This window comes from Marinobacter sp. ATCH36 (assembly GCF_023555055.1).
GTDB lineage: Bacteria > Pseudomonadota > Gammaproteobacteria > Pseudomonadales > Oleiphilaceae > Marinobacter.
In genome coordinates this window covers 67,095-88,287 of sequence record NZ_JAMJPL010000005.1, presented here as the reverse complement: position 1 = coordinate 88,287, position 21,193 = coordinate 67,095, and the positions used below count along the sequence as shown (strand labels likewise).

Genomic DNA, 21,193 nt, shown 5'->3' with positions numbered 1-21,193 from the left:
TCATTTGGCACTGCAGAGAACGATCAGCCCAGAAGCTTGATCATTACACCTGCGGCCACCGCAGAGCCGATAACACCGGCCACGTTCGGGCCCATGGCGTGCATCAGCAGGAAGTTATGCGGGTTGGCCTCAAGGCCGACCTTGTTGGACACCCGTGCTGCCATCGGCACCGCGGATACACCGGCGGAACCGATCAGTGGGTTGATGGGTTCTTTGACGAACGTATTCATCAGCTTTGCCATCAGAACACCACAGGCCGTGCCAACGCCGAAGGCCACAATACCCAGCCCCAGGATGCCCAATGTCTGAGCGTCCAGGAAACTGTCTGCCATCAGCTTGGAACCGACGGACAGCCCCAGGAAGATGGTCACGATATTGATCAGCGCGTTCTGAGCGGTGTCGCTCAGTCGCTCGACCACGCCACACTCCCGCATCAGGTTACCGAAGCAGAACATACCCAGCAGCGGAGCCGCATCCGGAAGGAACAGGGCAACAGCGACCAGCACCACGATAGGAAAGACAATTTTCTCTTTCTTCGTCACCGGACGCAGTTGGGTCATCTTGATGGCCCGCTCTTTCTGCGACGTCAACGCCTTCATAATCGGCGGCTGAATCATTGGCACCAGCGCCATGTAAGCATACGCTGAAACCGCGATTGCACCAATCAGGTGAGGCGCCAATACGCTGGACACATAGATGGACGTGGGGCCGTCCGCACCACCGATAATACCAATGGCAGCTGCTTCCAGGATGGTGAAATCAAGGATGCCCAGCCAGTCCAGCAATGCAGCACCCAGCACGGTACCGAAAATACCGAACTGAGCGGCAGCGCCCAGCAGCAGTGTCTTCGGGTTTGCCAGCAGCGGGCCGAAGTCCGTCATCGCACCCACACCCATGAAGATCAGCAGCGGACCAACAGTGCTACCAATCACAATGGTGTAGAAGTTGTAGAGCATGCCGTTGCCGTAGCCGTTATCCTGGGCAACCGCATTGGCCATGCTGATGGTGGCGTAACTGGCGTCGTTATACGCCGCCTTGAACGCTTCCTTGACCTCCGGCGTTACCGCCTGGCCAGCTTGATAAGACACGTCCAGCACACCCGCCAGCGCCGCCAGAACCTGAGGCTTGGCAAAGTGCAAGGCATTTTCCGCCGCAGACAGGGCAAGCCCCGCCTCCGGAATGTTTGCCAGAATACCACCGAAGCCAATCGGCACCAGCAGCAATGGCTCAAACTTCTTGCGAACCGCAAGATACAGAAGCCCCAGGCCGATGAGGATCATCACCACCTGGCCCGGCTCTATATTGAACAGGCCACTGCCCGTCCACAACGTCAGTAATTTTTCCATGGAATGCTGGCCCTTATGCGATTGTCAGCATTTCATCATCAACGGAGACGGCATCACCGACCTTGATGAAGACTTCGCCGATAGTACCGGCCTTGGGTGCGCGCACCTCGGTTTCCATTTTCATGGCCTCGAGGATGATCAGTACATCACCCTCTTCAACAGCGTCACCCGGGGAAACCAGTACCTTGAAGATATTGCCGCCCAACGGCGCCGGAACAGGGTCACCACCGCCAGCAGGAGCAGCTGGAGCGGGCGAGGAAGCCGCAGGCGCCGATGCGCCGGAGCCGTCCTTGCCTTCGATTTGGCTGATCTCGCCGCCTTCACTGACAGCCACCACGTATTCCTTACCGTTTACCTCTACGGTGTAGGTTTCAGCGCCACCTTTCTTGGCGGGAACCGATGCTGCAGCGGCGTCTTCCTTGGTGGGGACCGGCTCGAAGGCGTCCGGGTTACCACGGTTTTCAAGGAACTTCAGACCAATCTGCGGGAACAGGGCGTAAGTGAGAACGTCGTCCACTTCCTGCTCAGCCAGCTTTATGTTCTTTTCCTTGGCAATTTCCCGGAGCTCGTCGGTCAGTTTGTCCATTTCCGGCTCAATCAGGTCAGCCGGGCGGCAGGTAACGGGCTCTTTTCCGTCCAGAACACGGTCCTGCAGCTCCTTGTTCATAGCCGCCGGGGCAGCACCGTACTCGCCCTTCAGGATTGCTGCGGTTTCCTTGGAGATCGATTTATAGCGCTCTCCGGTCAGAACGTTCAGTACTGCCTGGGTACCAACAATCTGGGAGGTTGGTGTTACCAGCGGGATGAAGCCCAGATCTTCACGCACCTTGGGAATCTCATCCAGAACCTGGTCGAATTTGTCGGCCGCGTTCTGCTCTTTCAGCTGGTTTTCCATGTTGGTCAGCATGCCACCCGGTACCTGGGCAATCAGGATGCGGGAATCAGTACCTCTGAGGCTGCCTTCAAATCTCGCGTACTTCTTACGGACTTCACGGAAGTAACTGGCAATCTCCTCAAGCAGGTTCAGATCGAGACCGGTGTCACGCTCGGTTCCTTCAAGAATCGCCACCACCGCTTCGGTGGGCGAATGACCATAGGTCATACTCATTGAGGAAATGGCGGTATCCACGTTATCGATACCGGCTTCCGCTGCCTTGATGGCGGTGGCAGTGGACATGCCAGTGGTTGCGTGGCACTGCATGTGAATCGGAATATCCAGTTCTTTCTTCAGACGGCTGACCAGATCAAAAGCCACATAGGGCTTGAGAATACCCGCCATGTCTTTGATAGCGATGGAGTCCGCACCCATGTCGGCGACTTCTTTCGCCAGCTCTACCCACATCTCGATGGTGTGCACCGGGCTGGTAGTGTAGGCGATAGTGCCCTGGGCATGCTTGCCAGTCTTGCGAACGGCCTTAATGGCACGATCCAGGTTACGGGGATCGTTCATCGCATCAAAAATACGGAACACGTCAACGCCATTGTCGGCGGCACGTTCACAGAAACGGTCCACCACATCATCCGCGTAGTGACGGTAACCCAACAGGTTCTGACCCCGCAGAAGCATTTGCTGCTGGGTATTGGGCATGGCTTTCTTCAGCTCACGAATGCGCTCCCACGGATCCTCGCCCAGATAGCGGATGCAGGAATCAAAGGTAGCTCCACCCCAGGATTCCAGAGACCAGAAGCCTACTTGATCCAGCTTCTCGGCAATGGGCAGCATATCGTCAAGCCGCATGCGGGTGGCCAGCAGGGACTGGTGGGCGTCACGCAGAATAACGTCCGTAATCCCCAGCGGTTTCTTTGTGTCAGTCATCGTGTCAGCCTTCTGTTTAAAGGTTCTAATCTGTCTGCCAGGTCACTTCTTGTGGCGTGACCGGTATTGTGCAATCGCTTTTTTAATCGCTTCAGCGGTGTCAGGATCAACTGGCGAGGGCGCTGAAGGCTTTGCACGTGAAGTTCGGGCCGGCGCAGGCTCAGGCTCAGCCGGGCCAAACCGGAGTACCAGTTTTGACATGAGCAGGGTTGCAAACACCAATATGATCAGGAATGCGAAGACAAACCCCATGCCTGCGACCATCAGATCAATGGCTTGTGACATCAGCTCATTCATAACGAATAGCTACCTGTATTGAGTTGTTGATTTTCCCGTATCGCCTGCAAATCCGCGGAAACCATCCACAGACCAGCCAATCCGGGGGGCAAAATCCCGCGTAATTTACCGGTTTCCGACCCGCTGAGCAACCTAATTGCAGGTTTCAATAGGTAGTTTCCCAGCGCCCTGGCCCATAATGACGGGGCCCAGGAAGGTAAAAGCAATTCTCATTCATGCATAGCGTACGCGCATTTTTCGGCCTTTTATGCGGCCTTGTTCAAGCCTTTTCAGGGCCATTGCCGCTGATTCCTTCTCAACGGCAACGAAACACTGAAAATCAAACAGATCAATCTTCCCGACCACCTTGCCCGGCAGCCCGGCCTCACCGGTAAGCGCGCCAAGGACATCGCCCGGCCTGACCTTGTCTTTGCGGCCACCCGCAATGCACAGGGTTTTCATCGCCGGGGCAGACGGCTTCATAGGCGTTGCCAGCAAGTCTGCAGTACTTCCCCACTCCACTGCCTGTTTGCGCTCTGCCTCCAGCCGGTTGATCTTGTGTGCCTGAGACGGCGTGCAGAATGTTACGGCCAGGCCCTGCTCCCCTGCACGCCCTGTTCTTCCAACCCGGTGGGTATGCACTTCCGGGTCGCGTGCAGGCTCCACGTTCACCACCAACGGCAGGGACTTGATATCAAGCCCACGGGCGGCAACATCAGTTGCAACAAGTACCGAACAGCTCTGGTTGCCAAAACGCACCAGAACGCTGTCACGCTCCCGCTGTTCCAGGTCACCGTGCAGGGGCAAGGCTGCAAACCCCAGACCGTTCAGTTCGCTGGCCACTTCATCGCACTGCTGCTTCCTCGTGCAGAAGGCAATACAGGAGGCAGGTTGATGCATCGACAGCAATGCTGCGAGAGCCTGAACCTGCTGCCCCGGCGCAATCTCATAGAACCGCTCGGTAATGTCGGACTCTACCGCCTGACTATCAATCCTCACATCCACCGCAGTGGTCTGGTATTGCTCACTGAGTTTGCGGATATTTTCCGGCCAGGTGGCGGAAAACATCAGGGTCTGCCTTTTTTTCGGCGCCTGGCTGATAATGTCTTCCACGGCCTCCTGAAAGCCCATATCCAGCATCCGATCAGCTTCATCCAGAACCAGGGTTTCAAGCTGGTCCAGTTTTAAAGTCTCCTTACGTAGATGATCCTGAATCCGCCCCGGCGTTCCCACCACAATATGGGCGCCGTGGCTGAGTGAGCCTATCTGCGGGCCAATTGAAACTCCGCCACACAACGAAAGTATTTTTACGTTATCCCTTGCCACCGCCAGTTCTCGCAGGGATTTGGCCACCTGGTCTGCCAGTTCACGCGTTGGGCACAGCACCAGCCCCTGAACTACGAACCTTCGCGGCTTCAGCTTCTCCACCATGGGGATACCGAAAGCCGCCGTCTTGCCGCTGCCGGTCTGTGCCATGGCAATCAGATCACTGCCCTCAAGCGCATGAGGCAAGGTGCCGGCCTGGATGGGGGTCGGGTTTTCAAAGCCAAGCCTCGACAGGTTCGCGAGCATTGGCCGGGAAAGACCCAGCTGGTTGAATGAAGGCATATATATTCCTGGAGATAGCGAAAAAAGGATGGGTTCGACCGGGTGCGTTCCGGGCGTATAATGGTGCCAGTTTACCAGAAATAGCCAACTGTCACGGAGCAATGAATGCCATCACTACAGGATCAGCTGTTAAAAGCCGGCCTGGCCGATGAGAAGAAGGCCAAAGCCATTCGCAATGAGAAGCACAAGAAACGCAAGCAGCAACCCAAGGGCGCCGTTGAAGTCAACGAAGCCGAAGTCAGAGCGCGGCAGGCAAAAGAAGAGAAGGCAGAGAAAGACCGGCAGTTGAACCTCCAGCGCCAGAAGGAAGCCGAGAAAAAGGCCATACAGGCGCAAATTCGGCAACTGGTGGAAACCAACCGTCTTGACCGCTCCCGGGGTGAGACATCCTACCAGTTCGTGCATGACAAAAAGATCAAGAAAATCTTTGTGGACGACACCATGGTGGACCAGCTTTCCCGGGGCCGGCTGGCCATTGTGTTGGTGAGCGACGCCTACGAAATTGTTGCTGAGGGCGTCGCCCGGAAAGTCATGGAACGGGATGAGAGCGCTGTTGTGGTGCTGCATGACCGAAAAAGCGATGATCAGGGAGATGATGACCCCTATGCGGGTTATGAGATTCCGGATGATTTGATGTGGTAGACAGAAGGCCTTTTCTGATACCCGCAGACTTGTAGGCCAAACCATTCCGTATCAAGCTAAAAACATCCAGCAATCAACTGTAACTGTAAAGTTCTGGAGTGCGCAGCCGTAAACCGACTTAATATAAGTCAAATAAATCCACCTTTATTTTTCGGGGCGTATCGGAAAAGCTGCCCGGCTTTTGAACCAGCCCCGCAGATTCAAAGGCAGGGCCGGCGAATCCCACATCCGAGGAAAACGAACGATGCGCGCTCCAGAACTTTTCACCAACATGACCATACGCACCAGGCTGGCAGGCGGGTTCTCCATCCTTCTGTTACTGACCATTATAGTAGGCGTCGTTGGTGACCGGGCTCTGGACAGGTATAGCCAGAGGTCGAACATCGTTGCCATGCTCGGGCAAGTGAATACCGGCCTTACAGAAGCTCGTGTGGAGGAAAAGAATTTCCTTCTGACCGGAGAAGCCGACGCGGTCACAAGAACCCGGGCGCAGGGAGACCGGGTTATCGAGCTGACCAACGACATCAGACCCTTGCTCACCGATAACGAGGATATCGGCACGCTGAACAGCATTCAGGCTGATGTAAAAAACTATCAGCAATTGATGGGAAAGGTTGAGGACAACATCAGCGAACGGGAAGAGGCTCTCAATCGCCTTGAAACCAGCGCCAGGATCTTCGGGTCATCCCTCAAAGCTCATAGCTCGCTTTTTTTTGCCTCGGCAATGTTCGAGGACATGCGTCGATCCGAACGAAAGTTCCTTATCGAGAATGACGAAGCCAGCGTCAAGGCATACCTCGACGATGCCAAAAGGATCCAGGCTCCGTTGAAATCCGCCAGTATTACCGACGAAGAAAAGGCCCAGATCAACGCAGCTCTCGACACCTACGTCGAAGGGTTCCAGACGGTTGTGACGCTGACCGGCTCCGAACGCCGATTATCCGACGAAATGGTCAGCACCGCCCGCGGTGCCATCAAGTCCGCAGACCGCCTCAGGACACACCAGTCCGACCAGATGGAGTCTGATCGCCAGCAAGCATCCGGCCTCATCTTCGGTGCCACGGGCATCGCTTTGGTGCTTGGTATCTTGATGGCCTATCTAATTACCCGGGCCATTGTCTCGCCAATCAAACAGGCGGTTGCAGCTGCATCAGAGGTGGCGTCCGGTAACCTGGCTGTCAATATAGACGCTACCGGTACCAATGAGATCGGTCGCCTGATGGCTGCCCTCGCGACCATGGTGACGAACCTCCGGGAACTGGTCAGAAGCATAGAGTCCGGCGCTTCCAGTATCGCTGCTTCGGCCGAGGAGCTGTCAACCGTAACCAGCCAGACCAGCGATGGCATCAATCGCCAGAAACAGGAAACCGATCAGGTCGCGACTGCCATGAACGAAATGACCGCGACCGTTGCCGAAATTGCAAAAAGCGCTGAGCAGGCTCTTGAAGTGGCAACCGATGCGGCCAACCAGGCAACCGATGGTGAACGCGAGGTGAGGGAGACCGTCGACCAGGTCAACAATCTCGCCAGAGAAGTCAGCCAGAGCATGGCAACGATCGAGGGACTGCAAAAGGAAACCGCAAACATCGGCACAGTCCTGGACGTTATCAAGTCCGTTGCCGAGCAAACCAACCTGTTGGCCCTGAACGCAGCCATTGAGGCCGCCAGAGCCGGTGAGCAGGGCCGGGGGTTTGCGGTGGTTGCCGATGAGGTTCGCTCTCTGGCTCAGCGCACCCAGACATCCGCCCAGGAAATCGAAACGCTGGTAACCGCGCTGCAGAACAGCGCGGGCAACTCAGTATCCGCAATGGGCTCAAGCACCACCATGGCCGCCAATACACTGGAACGTGCCACGGCATCGGGTAAAACCATAGAGCGTATTGCCAGGGCCGTTGAAGACAGCAAGCAGTATAATAACCAGATTGCCACCGCAGCGGAGCAACAGACATCGGTTGCTGAAGAAATCAGCCAGAATATTACCCGTATCCGGGACGTTACTGACCAGTCCGCAACTTCCTCCAATCAGACGGCCAGCTCAAGCAACGAGCTGGCCAGACTTAGCAGCGAGCTTCAGAGCCTCGTCTCCCGATTCAGGCTCTGAAGCTGACTGGCCGCTATTCATCCCGGTTCAAATGATCCCGACTTTACATAGCAGAACGCCTCAGCCTGTGAGGTGCACAAGCTGAGGCGTTCTGATCTTGATATGGCGCGGCTGGGAGGATTATTCGGGCCTGCGGCCCTCACCCTTTCGGGGCCGTCGTCGCGTTGCTCCGACGTTCCTCAGCACACTGCGTCTGCTTCGGTCGAACCTCTTTCGGTTCAAATCCTCCCAGCTATACAAAGCAAAACGCCTCAACCTGTGAGGTGCACAAGCTGAGGCGTTCTGATCTTGATATGGCGCGGCTGGGAGGATTCGAACCTCCGACCGCCTGGTTCGTAGCCAGGTACTCTATCCAGCTGAGCTACAGCCGCTTGAAACCTTGAATTCTGTTCGAAAGTGGCGCGGCTGGGAGGATTCGAACCTCCGACCGCCTGGTTCGTAGCCAGGTACTCTATCCAGCTGAGCTACAGCCGCGCATCAAGCCTTCCTAATTCAGTATCGTTCTCTTAGTATTCTCCGAAAAGAAATGGCGGAGAGGGAGGGATTCGAACCCTCGGTACGATTGCTCGTACGGTTCCTTAGCAGGGAACTGGTTTCAGCCACTCACCCACCTCTCCTTGAGAACGGGGCGTATACTACCATAATTTTTCTGATTTCATAGGGTTGACACGAGTTTTTTCAAACCACGCGCTCCCGGGTACAAAAAAGCCGTTCGGGTTTTCCTCGAACGGCTTCATCGCTTTCAGCTGTTACCGGGCTCCGGCTCTTCAGAGCCTTTCTCGCTCTGAATACGCTGATAGATTTCTTCGCGGTGTACCGCCACTTCTTTCGGGGCATTGACACCAATTCGTACCTGGTTCCCCTTCACCCCAAGCACGGTTACAGTAATGTCATCACCGACCATCAGGGTCTCGCCAACACGGCGGGTCAAAATCAACATTTCCTTTACTCCCTTATCCAGAGCTACCTGTTCCGACAAATGTATACTGCTTACTTTTATAGTGGGATCACTTGCTGCTCAAAACACGCATAATCACTTATACGCACTTGCAAGGGCAGAAGCCTGCAAATGATTCCCTTGTTAAACGAAAACCCGAGAAAACAGGCAAATATGCCCACTGACTATCAGGCTTCCTCCACCCCGGGCGTGTCCAGTTCGAAGGCACTATGAAGCGCCCGAACCGCCAGCTCAAGATATTTTTCGTCGATCACCACAGAGATTTTAATCTCGGACGTGGAGATCATCAGAATATTGATGCCCTCGTTGGACAGCGCCGCAAACATTTTAGTTGCAACTCCAGCATGAGAACGCATACCTACACCTACGATGCTGACCTTCGCGATCTTGCTGTCACCGCTGACCTCTCTGGCCCCCAGCTCATCAGACACCCTCTGCAGAACAGCCTGGGCACGCTTGAAGTCATTGCGATGCACGGTGAAGGTAAAGTCAGTGCGGTTATCGGCGCCGACGTTCTGCACGATCATATCGACTTCAATATTGGCATCACTGACTGGCTGCAGTATACGTAAAGCACTACCCGGTGTGTCTGGCACACCGGAAATCGTCAGCTTGGCTTCATCACGGTTAAAGGCTATGCCGGAGACGACCGGTTGTTCCATGGCGCTTTCATCCTCAAGAGTAATCAGGGTGCCTTCGCCTTCCTGGAAGCTGGAAAGAACCCTTAAAGGAACATTGTATTTACCTGCAAATTCCACCGCGCGAATCTGAAGAACTTTCGAACCCAGGCTGGCCATTTCGATCATTTCTTCGAAGGTGATCCGCTCGAGCCGGCGCGCACTGTCAACGACCCTTGGGTCGGTGGTGTAAACACCATCCACATCAGTGTAGATCTGACATTCATCAGCCTTCAATGCGGCAGCAAGGGCAACCGCGGTGGTATCAGACCCGCCACGCCCCAGGGTGGTGATGCTGCCGTTCTCATCTATACCCTGAAAGCCCGCAACCACAACCACGCGGCCGGCATCGAGGTCTTCCCTCATGCGCTGCTCATCAATCTGTTTGATGCGCGCCTTGGTGTGGCTGCTGTCAGTCAGAATCCGCACCTGCGCACCTGTGTAGGAGCGGGCATCGCAGCCACGCTTCTGCAGTGCCATGGACAACAGGGCGATCGTGACCTGCTCTCCGGTAGAGACCAGCACATCCATTTCCCGGGGCGTAGGTTCTTCCATGATTTCGTTGGCCAGCCCGATCAGGCGATTGGTCTCACCACTCATGGCAGAGACCACAACCACCACGTCATGACCTTCTTTGCGAAAACGGCTGACTTTTTCAGCAACCGCTTCAATTCTTTCGGTGGTGCCTACCGACGTACCACCAAATTTCTGAACCAAGAGCGCCATTGTTTTCCCGATACCAAACGTGGACAAATGGCAGGACAGGGCCTGCCTCAGACGATCAAACGGGCAAGAGTATAAACGCCCGCCCGTTTCCAAAACAGTTAGTTAAGCAATATTTTTCTCTACCCAGGCCGGAACTCCAGCCAGCGCATCCGCCAGCTTCGAGGGATCGTTACCGCCGCCCTGGGCCATGTCGGGGCGCCCCCCGCCTTTGCCGTCAACCTGCGCCGCCAGGTGCTTCATCAGATCACCCGCCTTGATCCTGTCAGTAGCGGACTTGGTCACACCGGCCACCAGCGTGACCTTGCCGTCCTCAACACTGGCAAGCACCACGACACCCTCGCCCAGCTTGTTTTTGAGCTGGTCTGCGGTTTCCATCAGTGCCTTGCGGTCGGCACCTTCCATTTCCGAAGCAACCACCTTCAGACCACCGACCTCAACAGCAGAACTGGCCAGGTCGGTTCCGGCAGAACTGGCCAGCTTCGCCTGGAGCGCACTGACGTCTTTTTCCAACTGGCGGTTACGGTCCAGGGTTTGCTGAACTTTTTCCACCAACGATTCACGGGAGCCCTTCACCAGTTTTGCGGCCTCGCGCAGTGTTTGCTCGGTTTCTTCCACCCATTCCAGAGCACCAAAACCGGTCACCGCCTCGATCCGGCGGACACCGGAAGAAATGCCACTTTCCGAGGTAATGCGGAACAGGCCGATATCACCGGTACGACCCACATGGGTACCACCACAGAGCTCTACCGAATAATCATCGGAACCCATGCTCAGTACCCGCACGGTATCGCCGTACTTTTCACCAAACAGGGCAATGGCGCCCTTGGCCTGGGCCTGCTCCATATCGGTAATTTCGGTCTGTACCGGGGTGTTGTCCAGTATCTGCTGGTTGACCTGACGTTCGATTTCCCGCAACTGTTCCGGTGTTACCGGCTCGAAGTGGGAAAAGTCGAAGCGCAGCTTGTCCGGGTCCACCAGTGAGCCTTTCTGGGACACGTGCTCACCAAGTACATTGCGAAGCGCGGCATGCATCAGGTGCGTTGCCGAATGGTTTTTCTTGGTTCGCTCGCGGCGAGCGTGGTCGATGCGCGCATCCACTTCCAGGCCAGGGAACAGCTCACCCTCAATCACAGTTCCTATGTGAAGATGGTTGCTGCCCTCTTTCCGGGTATCGGTTACCTTGAAACGACCACCGCTCCAGGTCAGCAGGCCGGTGTCACCCACCTGACCGCCGGATTCCGCATAGAAAGGCGTGCGTTCCAGCACCACTACCGCCTCATCCCCTGCCTGGGCATTGGCCTCCTTGCCATCCACAATGACTGTGCGAATGGTTTCGTGGCCGTCGATATGTTCGTAACCGGTAAACTCGGTGGAGCCCTCAATATTCAGCCCGGCGGCGTTGTAATCGATGCCGAACTTACTGGCAGCACGGGCGCGCTCACGCTGGCGCTCCATGGCCTTCTCGTAGCCTTCGTAGTCCAGGGTCAGACCACGTTCACGGGCGATGTCGTTGGTCAGATCAACCGGGAAACCGTAGGTGTCATACAGGGTGAAAATGGTTTCACCGGGGATTTCGGTCCCCTTGAGTTCCGCAATATCCTGCTCCAGCAGGCGCAGGCCTTTATCGAGGGTCTTTGCGAACTGCTCTTCTTCCTGCAGCAACACCTTTTCAATCTGCTTGCGGCTGCTGACCAGTTGCGGGTAGGCATCGCCCATTAGTTCAACCAGGGCGCCAGTCAACTTGTAGAAAAACGCCCGGGTTGCACCCAGTTTATTGCCGTGGCGCGCTGCACGGCGAATGATCCTGCGCAGCACAAAGCCACGGCCTTCATTGGACGGCATCACGCCGTCGGCAATCAGGAAGGCACAGGAGCGGATGTGGTCTGCCACCACCCGCAGTGAAGCTTCAGTGGTGTCGACACCGCCGAGAATGTCAGAAGCTGCGTTCAGCAGATCCTGCATCAGGTCGATCTCATAGTTACTATGAACCCCCTGCAGCACGGCGGTAATACGCTCAAGCCCCATGCCGGTATCCACTGACGGCTTGGGCAGCGGCAACATTTCACCGTCCGCCTGACGGTTGTACTGCATGAACACCACGTTCCAGATCTCTATGTAGCGGTCACCGTCTTCCTCGGGGCTGCCTGGAGGGCCACCGGCAACGTCCGGGCCGTGGTCGTAGAAGATTTCGGTACAGGGGCCGCAAGGCCCGGTGTCGCCCATCTGCCAGAAGTTGTCGGATGCGTACGGGGCGCCCTTGTTGTCGCCAATACGCACGATGCGATCAGCCGGAACACCGATTTCCTTGTTCCAGATATCGAATGCTTCGTCGTCAGAGGCGTAAACCGTCACCCAGAGTTTATCTTTCGGCAGTTTGAGCCAGTCATCACCGGTCAGGAACGTCCAGGCAAAGTTGATGGCTTCGCGCTTGAAGTAATCACCAAAGCTGAAGTTACCCAGCATTTCGAAAAACGTGTGGTGACGTGCGGTGTAGCCCACATTTTCCAGGTCGTTGTGCTTGCCGCCCGCCCGCACGCACTTCTGCGAGGTAGTCGCCCGGCTGTAGTCGCGCTCTTCGCGGCCAAGGAACACATCCTTGAACTGGTTCATTCCCGCATTCGTAAACAACAAAGTCGGATCGTCTGCCGGCACCAGGGAACTGCTTGATACGATGGTGTGGCCTTGCTGTTTGAAGTAATCGAGAAATGCCTGTCGCAACTCTGCGGTTTTCATAGCCCTTTGATACCCTTCTATAAACCCGTGCGGGTCCACGTTTAAAGACACATACTTACATGCGCGTGCAAATCCGCTACTCTAGCACACGCCGAGAACAGGAAAAACGTGAAACATCACAGGAGACCCCATGCCCCGCCGCTTTCATAGTGCTGAGGAACTGTTACCCCCCGCCGCGTTTATCAAGCGTCTCATGGCTGTGGTCTATGATGCCCTGATCAGTATTGCGGTGCTGTTGGTAACCACCTGGGCGTACACCCTTGTGGCAGGCTGGATAACCGGCTGGGACAAGTACGAGGAAATGGCCGAGGCCGGCAGCCTTGGCGCAGACCCGGCGCTTACGTTTGTGTTGTTCCTGACCCTGTACCTGTTTTTCGGATATTTCTGGACCAGAAACGGCCAGACGCTGGGCATGCAGGTTTGGCGCATCCGTATTGAAAATCTGGATGGCACGTCCGTTTCCTGGACGCAGGCACTGAAGCGATACACGGCCGCAGCCGCAATTCTGTTCGTAGCCTTGCTGGGAGCCTATTATCTCAACGCTGCCACTTTATTCGTCACTATCCCGGCCATTATCGCGCTGTTCTATCCCATAAACGGCCTGTCCCTGACCGATCGCGCATCCGGTAGCATCGTGGCAGCAGTGCCCAAGGCACCCAAAAAATAGCTACCCAGCCCTTCTCATAAGAACCGCACCGACTGCCGCATTAATGGCGATCGGCAGCACAATGGCCAGCGCCGGATTGAAACCGAAAACCAGACTCATGGGCCCCAAAAGGTCCTGCATGTACTTGAACAGTAGCCCCACAATCAGGCCGGTGAACACCCGAAAGCCCATGGTGACCGATCTCAGCGGACCAAACACGAACGAAATCGCCACCAGAACCATCACCGCTGTGCCCAAAGGCATGAGTACTTTTTTCCAGAACGCCAGCCAGTAATTCGCGGCGTTCAACCCCTGCTCACCCAGATAGCTGGCATAGGTATAAAGGCCGGAAATGGACAGGTCTTCCGGTTTTACTATCAGCACACTGAGCACATCCGGAGACAATCCGGTTTCCCAGCGTAGTGCCTGGTGTTTCTCCTGGGTGGCTTTGTCGTCAGTCAGAGTGGTGGTGGTAACGTTTTCCAACAGCCAGTAGTCGCCCTGATAAATGCCTCTTTGAGCAAAACTGACAGACACCAGCCAGCGTTCATTATCAAAACGAAACAGCGATATCCCATGCAGCACACCATTGGGCTGAACGGCGTTAAGGTGCATGAACACCTCGCCCTCCCGATGCCAGATACCGGAAGCCGACGCAACGTTCTCGCCCGCACCCTGGGCCATCGCCTTCTGGCTCTGGGCCATCCGCTCTGCCGGGGGCGCGACGTATTCGCCTATCAACACACCAATCAACACAATCACCAGGGCCGGTTTCATCGCCGACCAGACGATACGCTTCAGGGAAACGCCAGCAGCACGAATCACTGTCAGCTCGGAAGAGCTCGCCATAGCCCCAAGCCCGACCAGGCACCCCATAAACGCGCCGAGCGGCAAATAGTCGTAAATGCGGCGGGGCAAGGTCATAAATACAAACGTCAGTGCCTGCAGCATCTGATAGTTGTTTTCGGCGTCATCCAGCTCGGCGATAAACGCAAAAATCAGATCCAGCGACAGTACCACCAGCATCACCAGGAACATGGCGCCGCCGACGGTGCTCATTACATATCGGTCGATCTTACGCACGGGTTCGACCCTCCCGAATCAGGCGCCGCCGGTACAGCCAGGCGGGGCCGAATTGCAGCCACAAACCCAGTGCCAGGAAGATTGCGTGAACCCAGAGCAGGCCAACCCACTCTGGAACCTTCCCGTTTTCAAGGGCGTCACGAGCCACAATAAGCAGGCCCAGGTAGGTAATATAAACCAGCATTGCCGGAAGCAAATGAAAGAAACGTCCCTGGCGCGGATTCACCCGGCTGAGCCGAACCGCCAACAAGGTCACAATCGGCACAATCAGCGGCAGTGTAAAACGCCAGTGCAGCATCGCACGGTGTTCCGGGTTATCGGACACCATCAAATCCGACGTGCTCAGCCCTTCTTCCAGCTCTTTGTCCCGGGCGTTACCACTGCGAATTTTCAGTCCGTAAGCATCGAAACCGGTCACATCGTAATCAAGACGACCGGGAACCCCCTCGAAGCGGGCACCCTCCTCGAGAACCAGAAACCGGCTGCCGGTCTCCTCATCAACCAGTTGGGAACCTTCGCGGGCGGTGATAATCGACAGGCCTTTGCCATTCTTGTTGTACTCGGCAATAAAAACGCCTTCAAGCCGTCGCTTGTCGTCACTCAACCCTTCCGTGTAGGTAACACGATCACCGGAAGACAGCGATTGAAAACGCCCGGGCGCGAGCATTTCGAATTCCGTCGCCTGGCGCTGCTCATTGAAAATGCCTTCGACCTGTTTCATGCCCCAGGGCGATACATAAAGACTCATGAGCCCGACCGTCAGCATCACCGGAATACTGCCAATCAGGGTTTTACCCAGTAACTGCTTGTCGCTGATACCACAGGCAGACAGCACTGTCATTTCACTTTCCAGGTACATGCGCCCGTAAGCCAGCAGTATACCGATGAAAAGGCCCAGCGGCAGGATCAGCTCCAGAAACCCCGGGAAGCGGTAGGCCATAATCTGGAACAACACATCACCGGCCAGTTCGCCGGCAGCGGCATCGGCCAGATACTTGATAAACCGGCCACTCATGAACACCATCAGCAAAATGCCGGAAACGGCAAGCATGCTGATAATCACCTGGCGGGTAAGGTATCGGAAAACGATGCTCAATTCGGTCTCTCAGAGCCGGACGCGACCGGAGTCGATGGAATTCGGAGTTCGCCGTATTCTAAGTAACCTTGGAGCCGAATGACAGAGCACCGGCTTTACAAAGGCGTTAACAAGCTGTCAGCGCTTGATAATTTGCCCCCGAACCCCAATGCTATAGGCATTCGGACAGCAAACCCGAGTCCGGGTCTGTCCTCCATCAGTACAATCAACGGGAGTTGCCATGAATTTTACCCTGAGCAGTAAGCCCATTTCCGATATCAAAGCGGATTGCCTTGTTGTCGCCCTGCCGGAAAAAGGCGACTGGCCCGCCTCCACCACACAGGCCAACGAAGCCCTGGGCGGACTGATCAAGACCCTGCATAAAAACGGGGACGCCACCGGTAAAAACGCAACCACCCTGCAAATGCCTCTTGACGGCCAACCCTGGGCACGCCTGCTGGTAGTGGGCACCGGAGCGGACAAAGACCGCACTCCCGCCAACTATCGCAAAGCACTGATTGCCATGGCCGGCCAGATCAAGGACGGCCCGTCGAAACACGTATTGGTTGGCCTCGGTGACACCCTCGTAACCGGCGATGACGCTACCGGCTCGGAAGCGGCACGCCTCAGCCTCATTGGCCGCACCCTGGAAGAGCAGTTTTACCGCTTCACCGAATTCAAGAGTGAAAAGCCGTCAGATCGCAAACTGGGAAAAATTACTGTTGCTGCCTCCTCCGCGGGCAAGGCAATGAAAGATGCGTTCAACCTCGGCCTGGCCACCGGCCGCGGCATGAACTTCACCCGTGACCTGGGCAACACCCCTCCCAATATATGCCATCCGGTCTGGCTGGCTGAGCAGGCGCAAAAACTGGCAAAAGCACACGACTGCATCAAGACTGAAATTCTTGATGAGAAGCAGATGAAAAAGCTGGGCATGAACACCATTCTTGCCGTTGGCCAGGGCAGCACCCAGCCGCCTCGATTCATTATCATGGAATACAGCGGCGGCAAAGCGAAAGACAAACCCCACGTACTGGTTGGCAAAGGCATCACCTTTGACACTGGCGGCATCAGCCTCAAGCCCGGCGAAGGCATGGATGAAATGAAGTACGACATGGGCGGCTCTGCCAGTGTACTGGGTACCATGCAGGTGATTGCTGAAACGAAACCCAAGATCAACATTGTGGCCGTCATTGCCGCCGCCGAAAACATGCCCGATGGCGGCGCAACCCGCCCTGGCGACATTGTTACTACCATGTCGGGTCAAACGGTTGAAATCCTCAACACCGACGCCGAAGGCCGCCTGGTACTCTGCGATGCACTGACCTACGTGAAGCGATACAACCCGGCCTCCGTGCTGGACATGGCAACCCTGACCGGCGCCTGCATTATCGCCCTCGGCCATCAGGCCAGCGCTGTATTCAGCAATGATGACGAGCTGGCCAACGAAGTTCTGGCCGCTGGCGAGCGGGCTGGCGATCGCGCCTGGCGCCTGCCACTCTGGGATGAGTACCAGAGCCAGCTGGACAGTAACTTCGCCGATATGCAGAACATCGGCGGTCGCCCGGCCGGTTCCATCACCGCCGCCTGCTTCCTGTCACGGTTCGCCAAGGATTATCGCTGGGCGCACCTGGACATCGCCGGCACCGCCTGGAACTCCGGCAAGGCCAAAGGCTCCACTGGTCGCCCGGTACCCCTGCTGGTCGACTACCTGATGTCCCATGCCGGAAAGTAACAACGGCTCACAGGATGAAAGGAACCAGTCCTACTGGTTCCACATCCTCTCCCAAAATGCTCCCTCTGCCCGTAACCTTCACGCTGCCAGGCTGGTCGCCAAGGCCAGACAGCAGGGAGACCGCGTGGGCATCGTCTGCGATACCATGCAGCATGCCCAGGAACTGGACGACCTGCTCTGGAACTTCAGCCCGGAAGCCTTTATTCCCCACAGTATTGTTCCTGACTCCGCCACCGCCTGCACCGACCCGGTTGGCATACTGCTTTGCCCACCGGTGGCTGAGGACTGGGACACCGTGATCATTCTGTCGGCCACGCTGCCGGCGGATGCAGACCGGTTCAAACGGTTGGCGTTGGTGGCCCATAACGATGAGTCTGTGCTGGGGCAGGCGCGGTCGCATTTCAAGCAATTGCGGGCGCTGGGGATTGAGCCTCGGGTGCATGATCAGAGGAAGCGGTGAGAATTTGAGCCTTTTGTAGGACTGCTCGTTTGGCGGAGGAGCGGGGTGGTGATGTTATTTCCCTTGGGAAAAGAACTCGCTTCGCTCAGACATCTTTTCCTGGCGGGAAATAACACCACCACCCCACTCTTGTGGGCCTAGCCGGTATCTCCAGAGCAGCGCAAGGTCTGTCCCTGTTTTGTCTGGAAACCTAGATATGCAAAGCAGACTCACAATCAAACCCAAGTGAGACCTTTGAACACAGTTGAGATAACTCGGACTTAATAAGGGTATGGGGGTGGTTTATATTTCAGGCAGGAAAAGGTGTCTGAGCGCAGCGAGTTCTTTTCCAGCCTGAAATATAAACCATCCCCGTACCCCTCCTCCCAAGGTTCGCCGCAACCCAAGTGAGCATGTATAATCACCCATCTCGAATTTCCCTTGCGAATCAACCAAACGGTCACCAGAAGAAACCCATGGAAAAAACCTACCAGCCAGAAAACATCGAGCGCCAGTGGTACGAAAACTGGGAATCCAAAGGGTACTTCCGCCCCTCCGGCGAAGGCGAGTCATTCAGCATCGCCATTCCGCCGCCCAACGTCACCGGCAGCCTGCACATGGGCCACGCGTTCCAGCACACCATCATGGACACGCTCACCCGCTTCAAACGCATGCAGGGCCGCAACACCCTCTGGCAGGTAGGCAGCGACCACGCCGGCATCGCAACCCAGATGGTGGTCGAGCGTAAACTGGCCGCCGAAGAAGACAAGACCCGCTACGACCTGGGCCGGGACGAATTCATCAAACGCATCTGGGACTGGAAAGAGCACTCCGGCGGCACCATCACCGGCCAGATGCGCCGCCTGGGCAACTCCGTGGACTGGGACCACGAACGCTTCACCATGGACGACGGCTTCTACAAGGCGGTGCAGGAAGTCTTCATCCGTCTGTACGATGAAGGCCTGGTCTATCGCGGCAAGCGCCTGGTCAACTGGGACCCGAAACTGCACACCGCTATCTCCGATCTGGAAGTGGAGAACAAGGAGGAGAAGGGCTTTTTCTGGCACCTGCGCTACCCCTTGGCCGATGGTGAGAAAACTCAGGACGGCCAAGATTACCTCGTGGTCGCCACCACCCGCCCGGAAACCATGCTGGGCGACACTGCCGTGGCGGTCCATCCGGATGATGAGCGCTACCAGCACCTGGTCGGAAAATTCGTGGACCTGCCCCTGGTAGGCCGCCGGATTCCCATCATTGCCGATACCCACGCCGATCCGGAAAAAGGCAGTGGCTGTGTAAAAATCACTCCGGCCCACGACTTCAACGACTACGCCGTGGGCAAGCGCAACAACCTGGTAATGATGAACGTCATGACCCAGGACGCCAGCATTCGAGACGCAGCCGAAGTGGTCAATGCCGACGGCACTGAAAACACCGAGGTAGATGGCAGCCTGCCAGCCGCCTATGCCGGATTGACCCGTGAGGACGCACGCAAACAGATCGTGGCCGACATGGACGCAAAAGGCCTGGTTCACGAGGTGGAAGACCACGTGTTGAACGTGCCCCGGGGCGACCGTTCCGGCCTGATCATCGAGCCCATGCTGACGGATCAGTGGTTTGCAGACGCCAAAACTCTGGCCAAGCCCGCCATTGAAGCTGTGGAAGATGGTCGCATCCAGTTCGTCCCCAAGCAGTACGAGAACATGTACTTCGCCTGGATGCGCGACATCCAGGACTGGTGTATCTCACGTCAGCTGTGGTGGGGCCACCGCATTCCCGCGTGGTACGACGCCGACGGTAATATCTACGTCGGCCGCAGCGAAGAAGAGGTGCGCCAGAAACATGGCCTGGCTGCTGACCTGCAACTCAACCAGGACGATGACGTTCTCGACACCTGGTTCAGCTCTGCCCTGTGGACCTTCGGCACCCTGGGCTGGCCGGAGATCACTGAGCGCCTGAAAACCTTTCACCCCACCGACGTGTTGGTGACCGGTTTTGACATCATCTTCTTCTGGGTCGCCCGGATGATCATGATGACCATGCACTTCATGAAGAACGAGGACGGCACCCCGCAGGTACCGTTCAAGACCGTCTATGTAACCGGTCTGATTCGCGATGAACACGGCGACAAGATGTCCAAGTCCAAGGGCAATGTGATTGATCCGCTGGACATGATTGACGGCATTGACCTGGGAAATCTGCTGGAAAAACGCACCGGCAACCTGATGCAGCCGAAGCTGGCCGAGAAAATCGGCAAGCGCACGAAAAAGGAATTCCCGGAAGGCATCACTGCCCATGGCACCGACGCACTGCGGTTTACCCTGGCAGCCATGGCCACCACCGGCCGCGACATCAACTGGGACATGAAGCGCCTGGAAGGTTATCGCAATTTCTGCAACAAGCTGTGGAATGCTGCCCGTTATGTGTTGATGAACACCGAGGGCGAAGATTGTGGCGTCAACGATGAGCCGGTGAAACTATCCCTGGCAGACCGCTGGATTACCAGCGAACTACAGGCCTGCGAACAGGACGTGATCCGCCATCTGGACCAGTATCGCTTCGACCTGGCAGCCTATACTCTCTACGAGTTTATCTGGAACGAATACTGCGACTGGTACCTGGAGCTGTCCAAGCCGGTACTGGGTGACGACAACGCCAGTGCCGAGGCGAAGCGCGGTACCCGCCGCACCCTGGTTCGCGTTCTCGAGGCGGTGCTCCGCCTGGCACACCCGATCATGCCGTTTATTACCGAGGAAATCTGGCAGCGTATCGCACCGCTGGCTGGCAAGACCGGGGATAGCATCATGCTGCAGCCCTTCCCCCAGCCGGATACCAGCAAGCAGGACCCTGACGTTGCCGCCGATATCGAATGGCTGAAAGGCGTGATTGTTGCGGTTCGGAATATCCGTGGTGAGATGAACATCTCCCCAGCCAAGGCCATTCCGGTTCTTTTGCGCGGCAAGGAAACGGAAGACCAGCGGCGGCTGGATGAAAACCGGCAGTTCCTGGCATCCCTGGCGAAACTGGAATCCGTGGACTGGTTCACCGAAGGTGAGGCCCCCATGTCTGCCACACAGTTGGTTGGTGAGATGGAAGTCCTGGTACCCATGGCCGGGCTGATTGACAAGGATGCCGAACTCAAACGCCTGGACAAGGAACTCGAGCGACTGCAGAAGGAAGTTGGCCGGCTCGAAGGCAAGCTGGGCAATGAGAAGTTCACCGCCAAAGCCCCGGCCGACGTGGTGGAAAAAGAGAAGGAAAAACTCCGGGATGCCCAGGGCAGCATGAGCCGTCTCACCGAGCAGCGGGTCGCCATCGAGGCCATGTAGTCC

15 protein-coding genes and 3 tRNA genes are annotated in these 21,193 nt (G+C 56.5%); 6 read left to right on the top strand and 12 right to left on the bottom strand.

The window, feature by feature from the left end; translation table 11 throughout:
- Positions 1-23: 23 nt before the first annotated feature.
- From M8010_RS15165 to dbpA, 4 genes are all read right to left on the bottom strand, one after another.
- Positions 24-1,346, bottom strand: a complete 1,323-nt coding sequence (locus M8010_RS15165; protein WP_250093182.1) for a sodium ion-translocating decarboxylase subunit beta — start codon at positions 1,344-1,346, stop codon at positions 24-26.
- A gap of 13 nt (positions 1,347-1,359) precedes the next feature.
- A complete protein-coding gene (gene oadA / locus M8010_RS15160; RefSeq protein WP_250093176.1) occupies positions 1,360-3,162 on the bottom strand; it encodes a sodium-extruding oxaloacetate decarboxylase subunit alpha in 1,803 nt (600 codons plus the stop codon).
- A 42-nt stretch (positions 3,163-3,204) separates the two neighbouring features.
- Positions 3,205-3,459, bottom strand: coding sequence for an OadG family protein (locus M8010_RS15155; protein ID WP_250093166.1), 255 nt, complete (start codon positions 3,457-3,459; stop codon positions 3,205-3,207).
- A gap of 213 nt (positions 3,460-3,672) precedes the next feature.
- Entirely contained in the window at positions 3,673-5,046 is a 1,374-nt protein-coding gene (gene dbpA / locus M8010_RS15150; RefSeq protein WP_250093161.1) for an ATP-dependent RNA helicase DbpA, read from the bottom strand.
- 105 nt (positions 5,047-5,151) lie between these two features.
- Between dbpA and M8010_RS15145 the strand changes: the two genes are divergently transcribed.
- Both M8010_RS15145 and M8010_RS15140 read left to right on the top strand, forming a co-directional pair.
- Positions 5,152-5,688: a DUF2058 domain-containing protein gene (locus M8010_RS15145; protein ID WP_250093149.1), complete on the top strand. Its 537-nt coding sequence runs from the start codon at positions 5,152-5,154 to the stop codon at positions 5,686-5,688.
- Between the two features lie 244 nt (positions 5,689-5,932).
- Positions 5,933-7,789 carry a HAMP domain-containing methyl-accepting chemotaxis protein gene (locus M8010_RS15140; protein WP_250093142.1) on the top strand — a complete coding sequence of 619 codons (1,857 nt, stop codon included), beginning with the start codon at positions 5,933-5,935 and terminating at the stop codon, positions 7,787-7,789.
- A gap of 294 nt (positions 7,790-8,083) precedes the next feature.
- Here the strand turns inward: M8010_RS15140 and M8010_RS15135 are convergent.
- The 6 genes from M8010_RS15135 to alaS all read right to left on the bottom strand — a co-directional run bounded on the left by M8010_RS15135 (position 8,084) and on the right by alaS (position 12,883).
- Positions 8,084-8,160, bottom strand: a tRNA-Arg gene (locus M8010_RS15135).
- 26 nt (positions 8,161-8,186) lie between these two features.
- Positions 8,187-8,263, bottom strand: a tRNA-Arg gene (locus M8010_RS15130).
- Positions 8,264-8,316: 53 nt separating this feature from the next.
- Positions 8,317-8,406 (bottom strand) — tRNA-Ser (locus M8010_RS15125).
- A 125-nt stretch (positions 8,407-8,531) separates the two neighbouring features.
- Positions 8,532-8,729: a carbon storage regulator CsrA gene (gene csrA / locus M8010_RS15120; protein WP_008172808.1), complete on the bottom strand. Its 198-nt coding sequence runs from the start codon at positions 8,727-8,729 to the stop codon at positions 8,532-8,534.
- A 185-nt stretch (positions 8,730-8,914) separates the two neighbouring features.
- The gene (locus M8010_RS15115; protein ID WP_250093134.1) at positions 8,915-10,150 is read right to left on the bottom strand and encodes an aspartate kinase; all 1,236 of its coding nucleotides are present in this window, start codon (positions 10,148-10,150) and stop codon (positions 8,915-8,917) included.
- Between the two features lie 102 nt (positions 10,151-10,252).
- The gene (alaS, locus tag M8010_RS15110) at positions 10,253-12,883 is read right to left on the bottom strand and encodes an alanine--tRNA ligase (RefSeq protein WP_250093122.1); all 2,631 of its coding nucleotides are present in this window, start codon (positions 12,881-12,883) and stop codon (positions 10,253-10,255) included.
- Between the two features lie 130 nt (positions 12,884-13,013).
- On the opposite strand from alaS, the gene M8010_RS15105 reads away from it, so the two are divergent.
- Positions 13,014-13,550: an RDD family protein gene (locus tag M8010_RS15105; RefSeq protein WP_250093117.1), complete on the top strand. Its 537-nt coding sequence runs from the start codon at positions 13,014-13,016 to the stop codon at positions 13,548-13,550.
- On the opposite strand, the gene lptG is transcribed toward M8010_RS15105, so the two are convergent.
- Both lptG and lptF read right to left on the bottom strand, forming a co-directional pair.
- Positions 13,551-14,612 (bottom strand): LPS export ABC transporter permease LptG, encoded by a 1,062-nt coding sequence (lptG, locus tag M8010_RS15100; RefSeq protein WP_250093115.1) that lies wholly within the window; start codon positions 14,610-14,612, stop codon positions 13,551-13,553. It lies immediately after the preceding gene.
- The gene (gene lptF, locus M8010_RS15095) at positions 14,605-15,708 is read right to left on the bottom strand and encodes an LPS export ABC transporter permease LptF (RefSeq protein WP_250093105.1); all 1,104 of its coding nucleotides are present in this window, start codon (positions 15,706-15,708) and stop codon (positions 14,605-14,607) included. The genes lptG and lptF overlap by 8 nt, the downstream gene beginning before the upstream one ends.
- Before the next feature lie 220 nt (positions 15,709-15,928).
- On the opposite strand from lptF, the gene M8010_RS15090 reads away from it, so the two are divergent.
- From M8010_RS15090 to M8010_RS15080, 3 genes are all read left to right on the top strand, one after another.
- Entirely contained in the window at positions 15,929-17,422 is a 1,494-nt protein-coding gene (locus M8010_RS15090) for a leucyl aminopeptidase (RefSeq protein ID WP_250093098.1), read from the top strand.
- Entirely contained in the window at positions 17,409-17,882 is a 474-nt protein-coding gene (locus M8010_RS15085) for a DNA polymerase III subunit chi (protein ID WP_250093091.1), read from the top strand. The genes M8010_RS15090 and M8010_RS15085 overlap by 14 nt, the downstream gene beginning before the upstream one ends.
- 455 nt (positions 17,883-18,337) lie before the next feature.
- Complete coding sequence (locus tag M8010_RS15080; RefSeq protein ID WP_250093089.1) at positions 18,338-21,190, top strand: valine--tRNA ligase; 2,853 nt, start codon at positions 18,338-18,340, stop codon at positions 21,188-21,190.
- Positions 21,191-21,193: the final 3 nt, after the last annotated feature.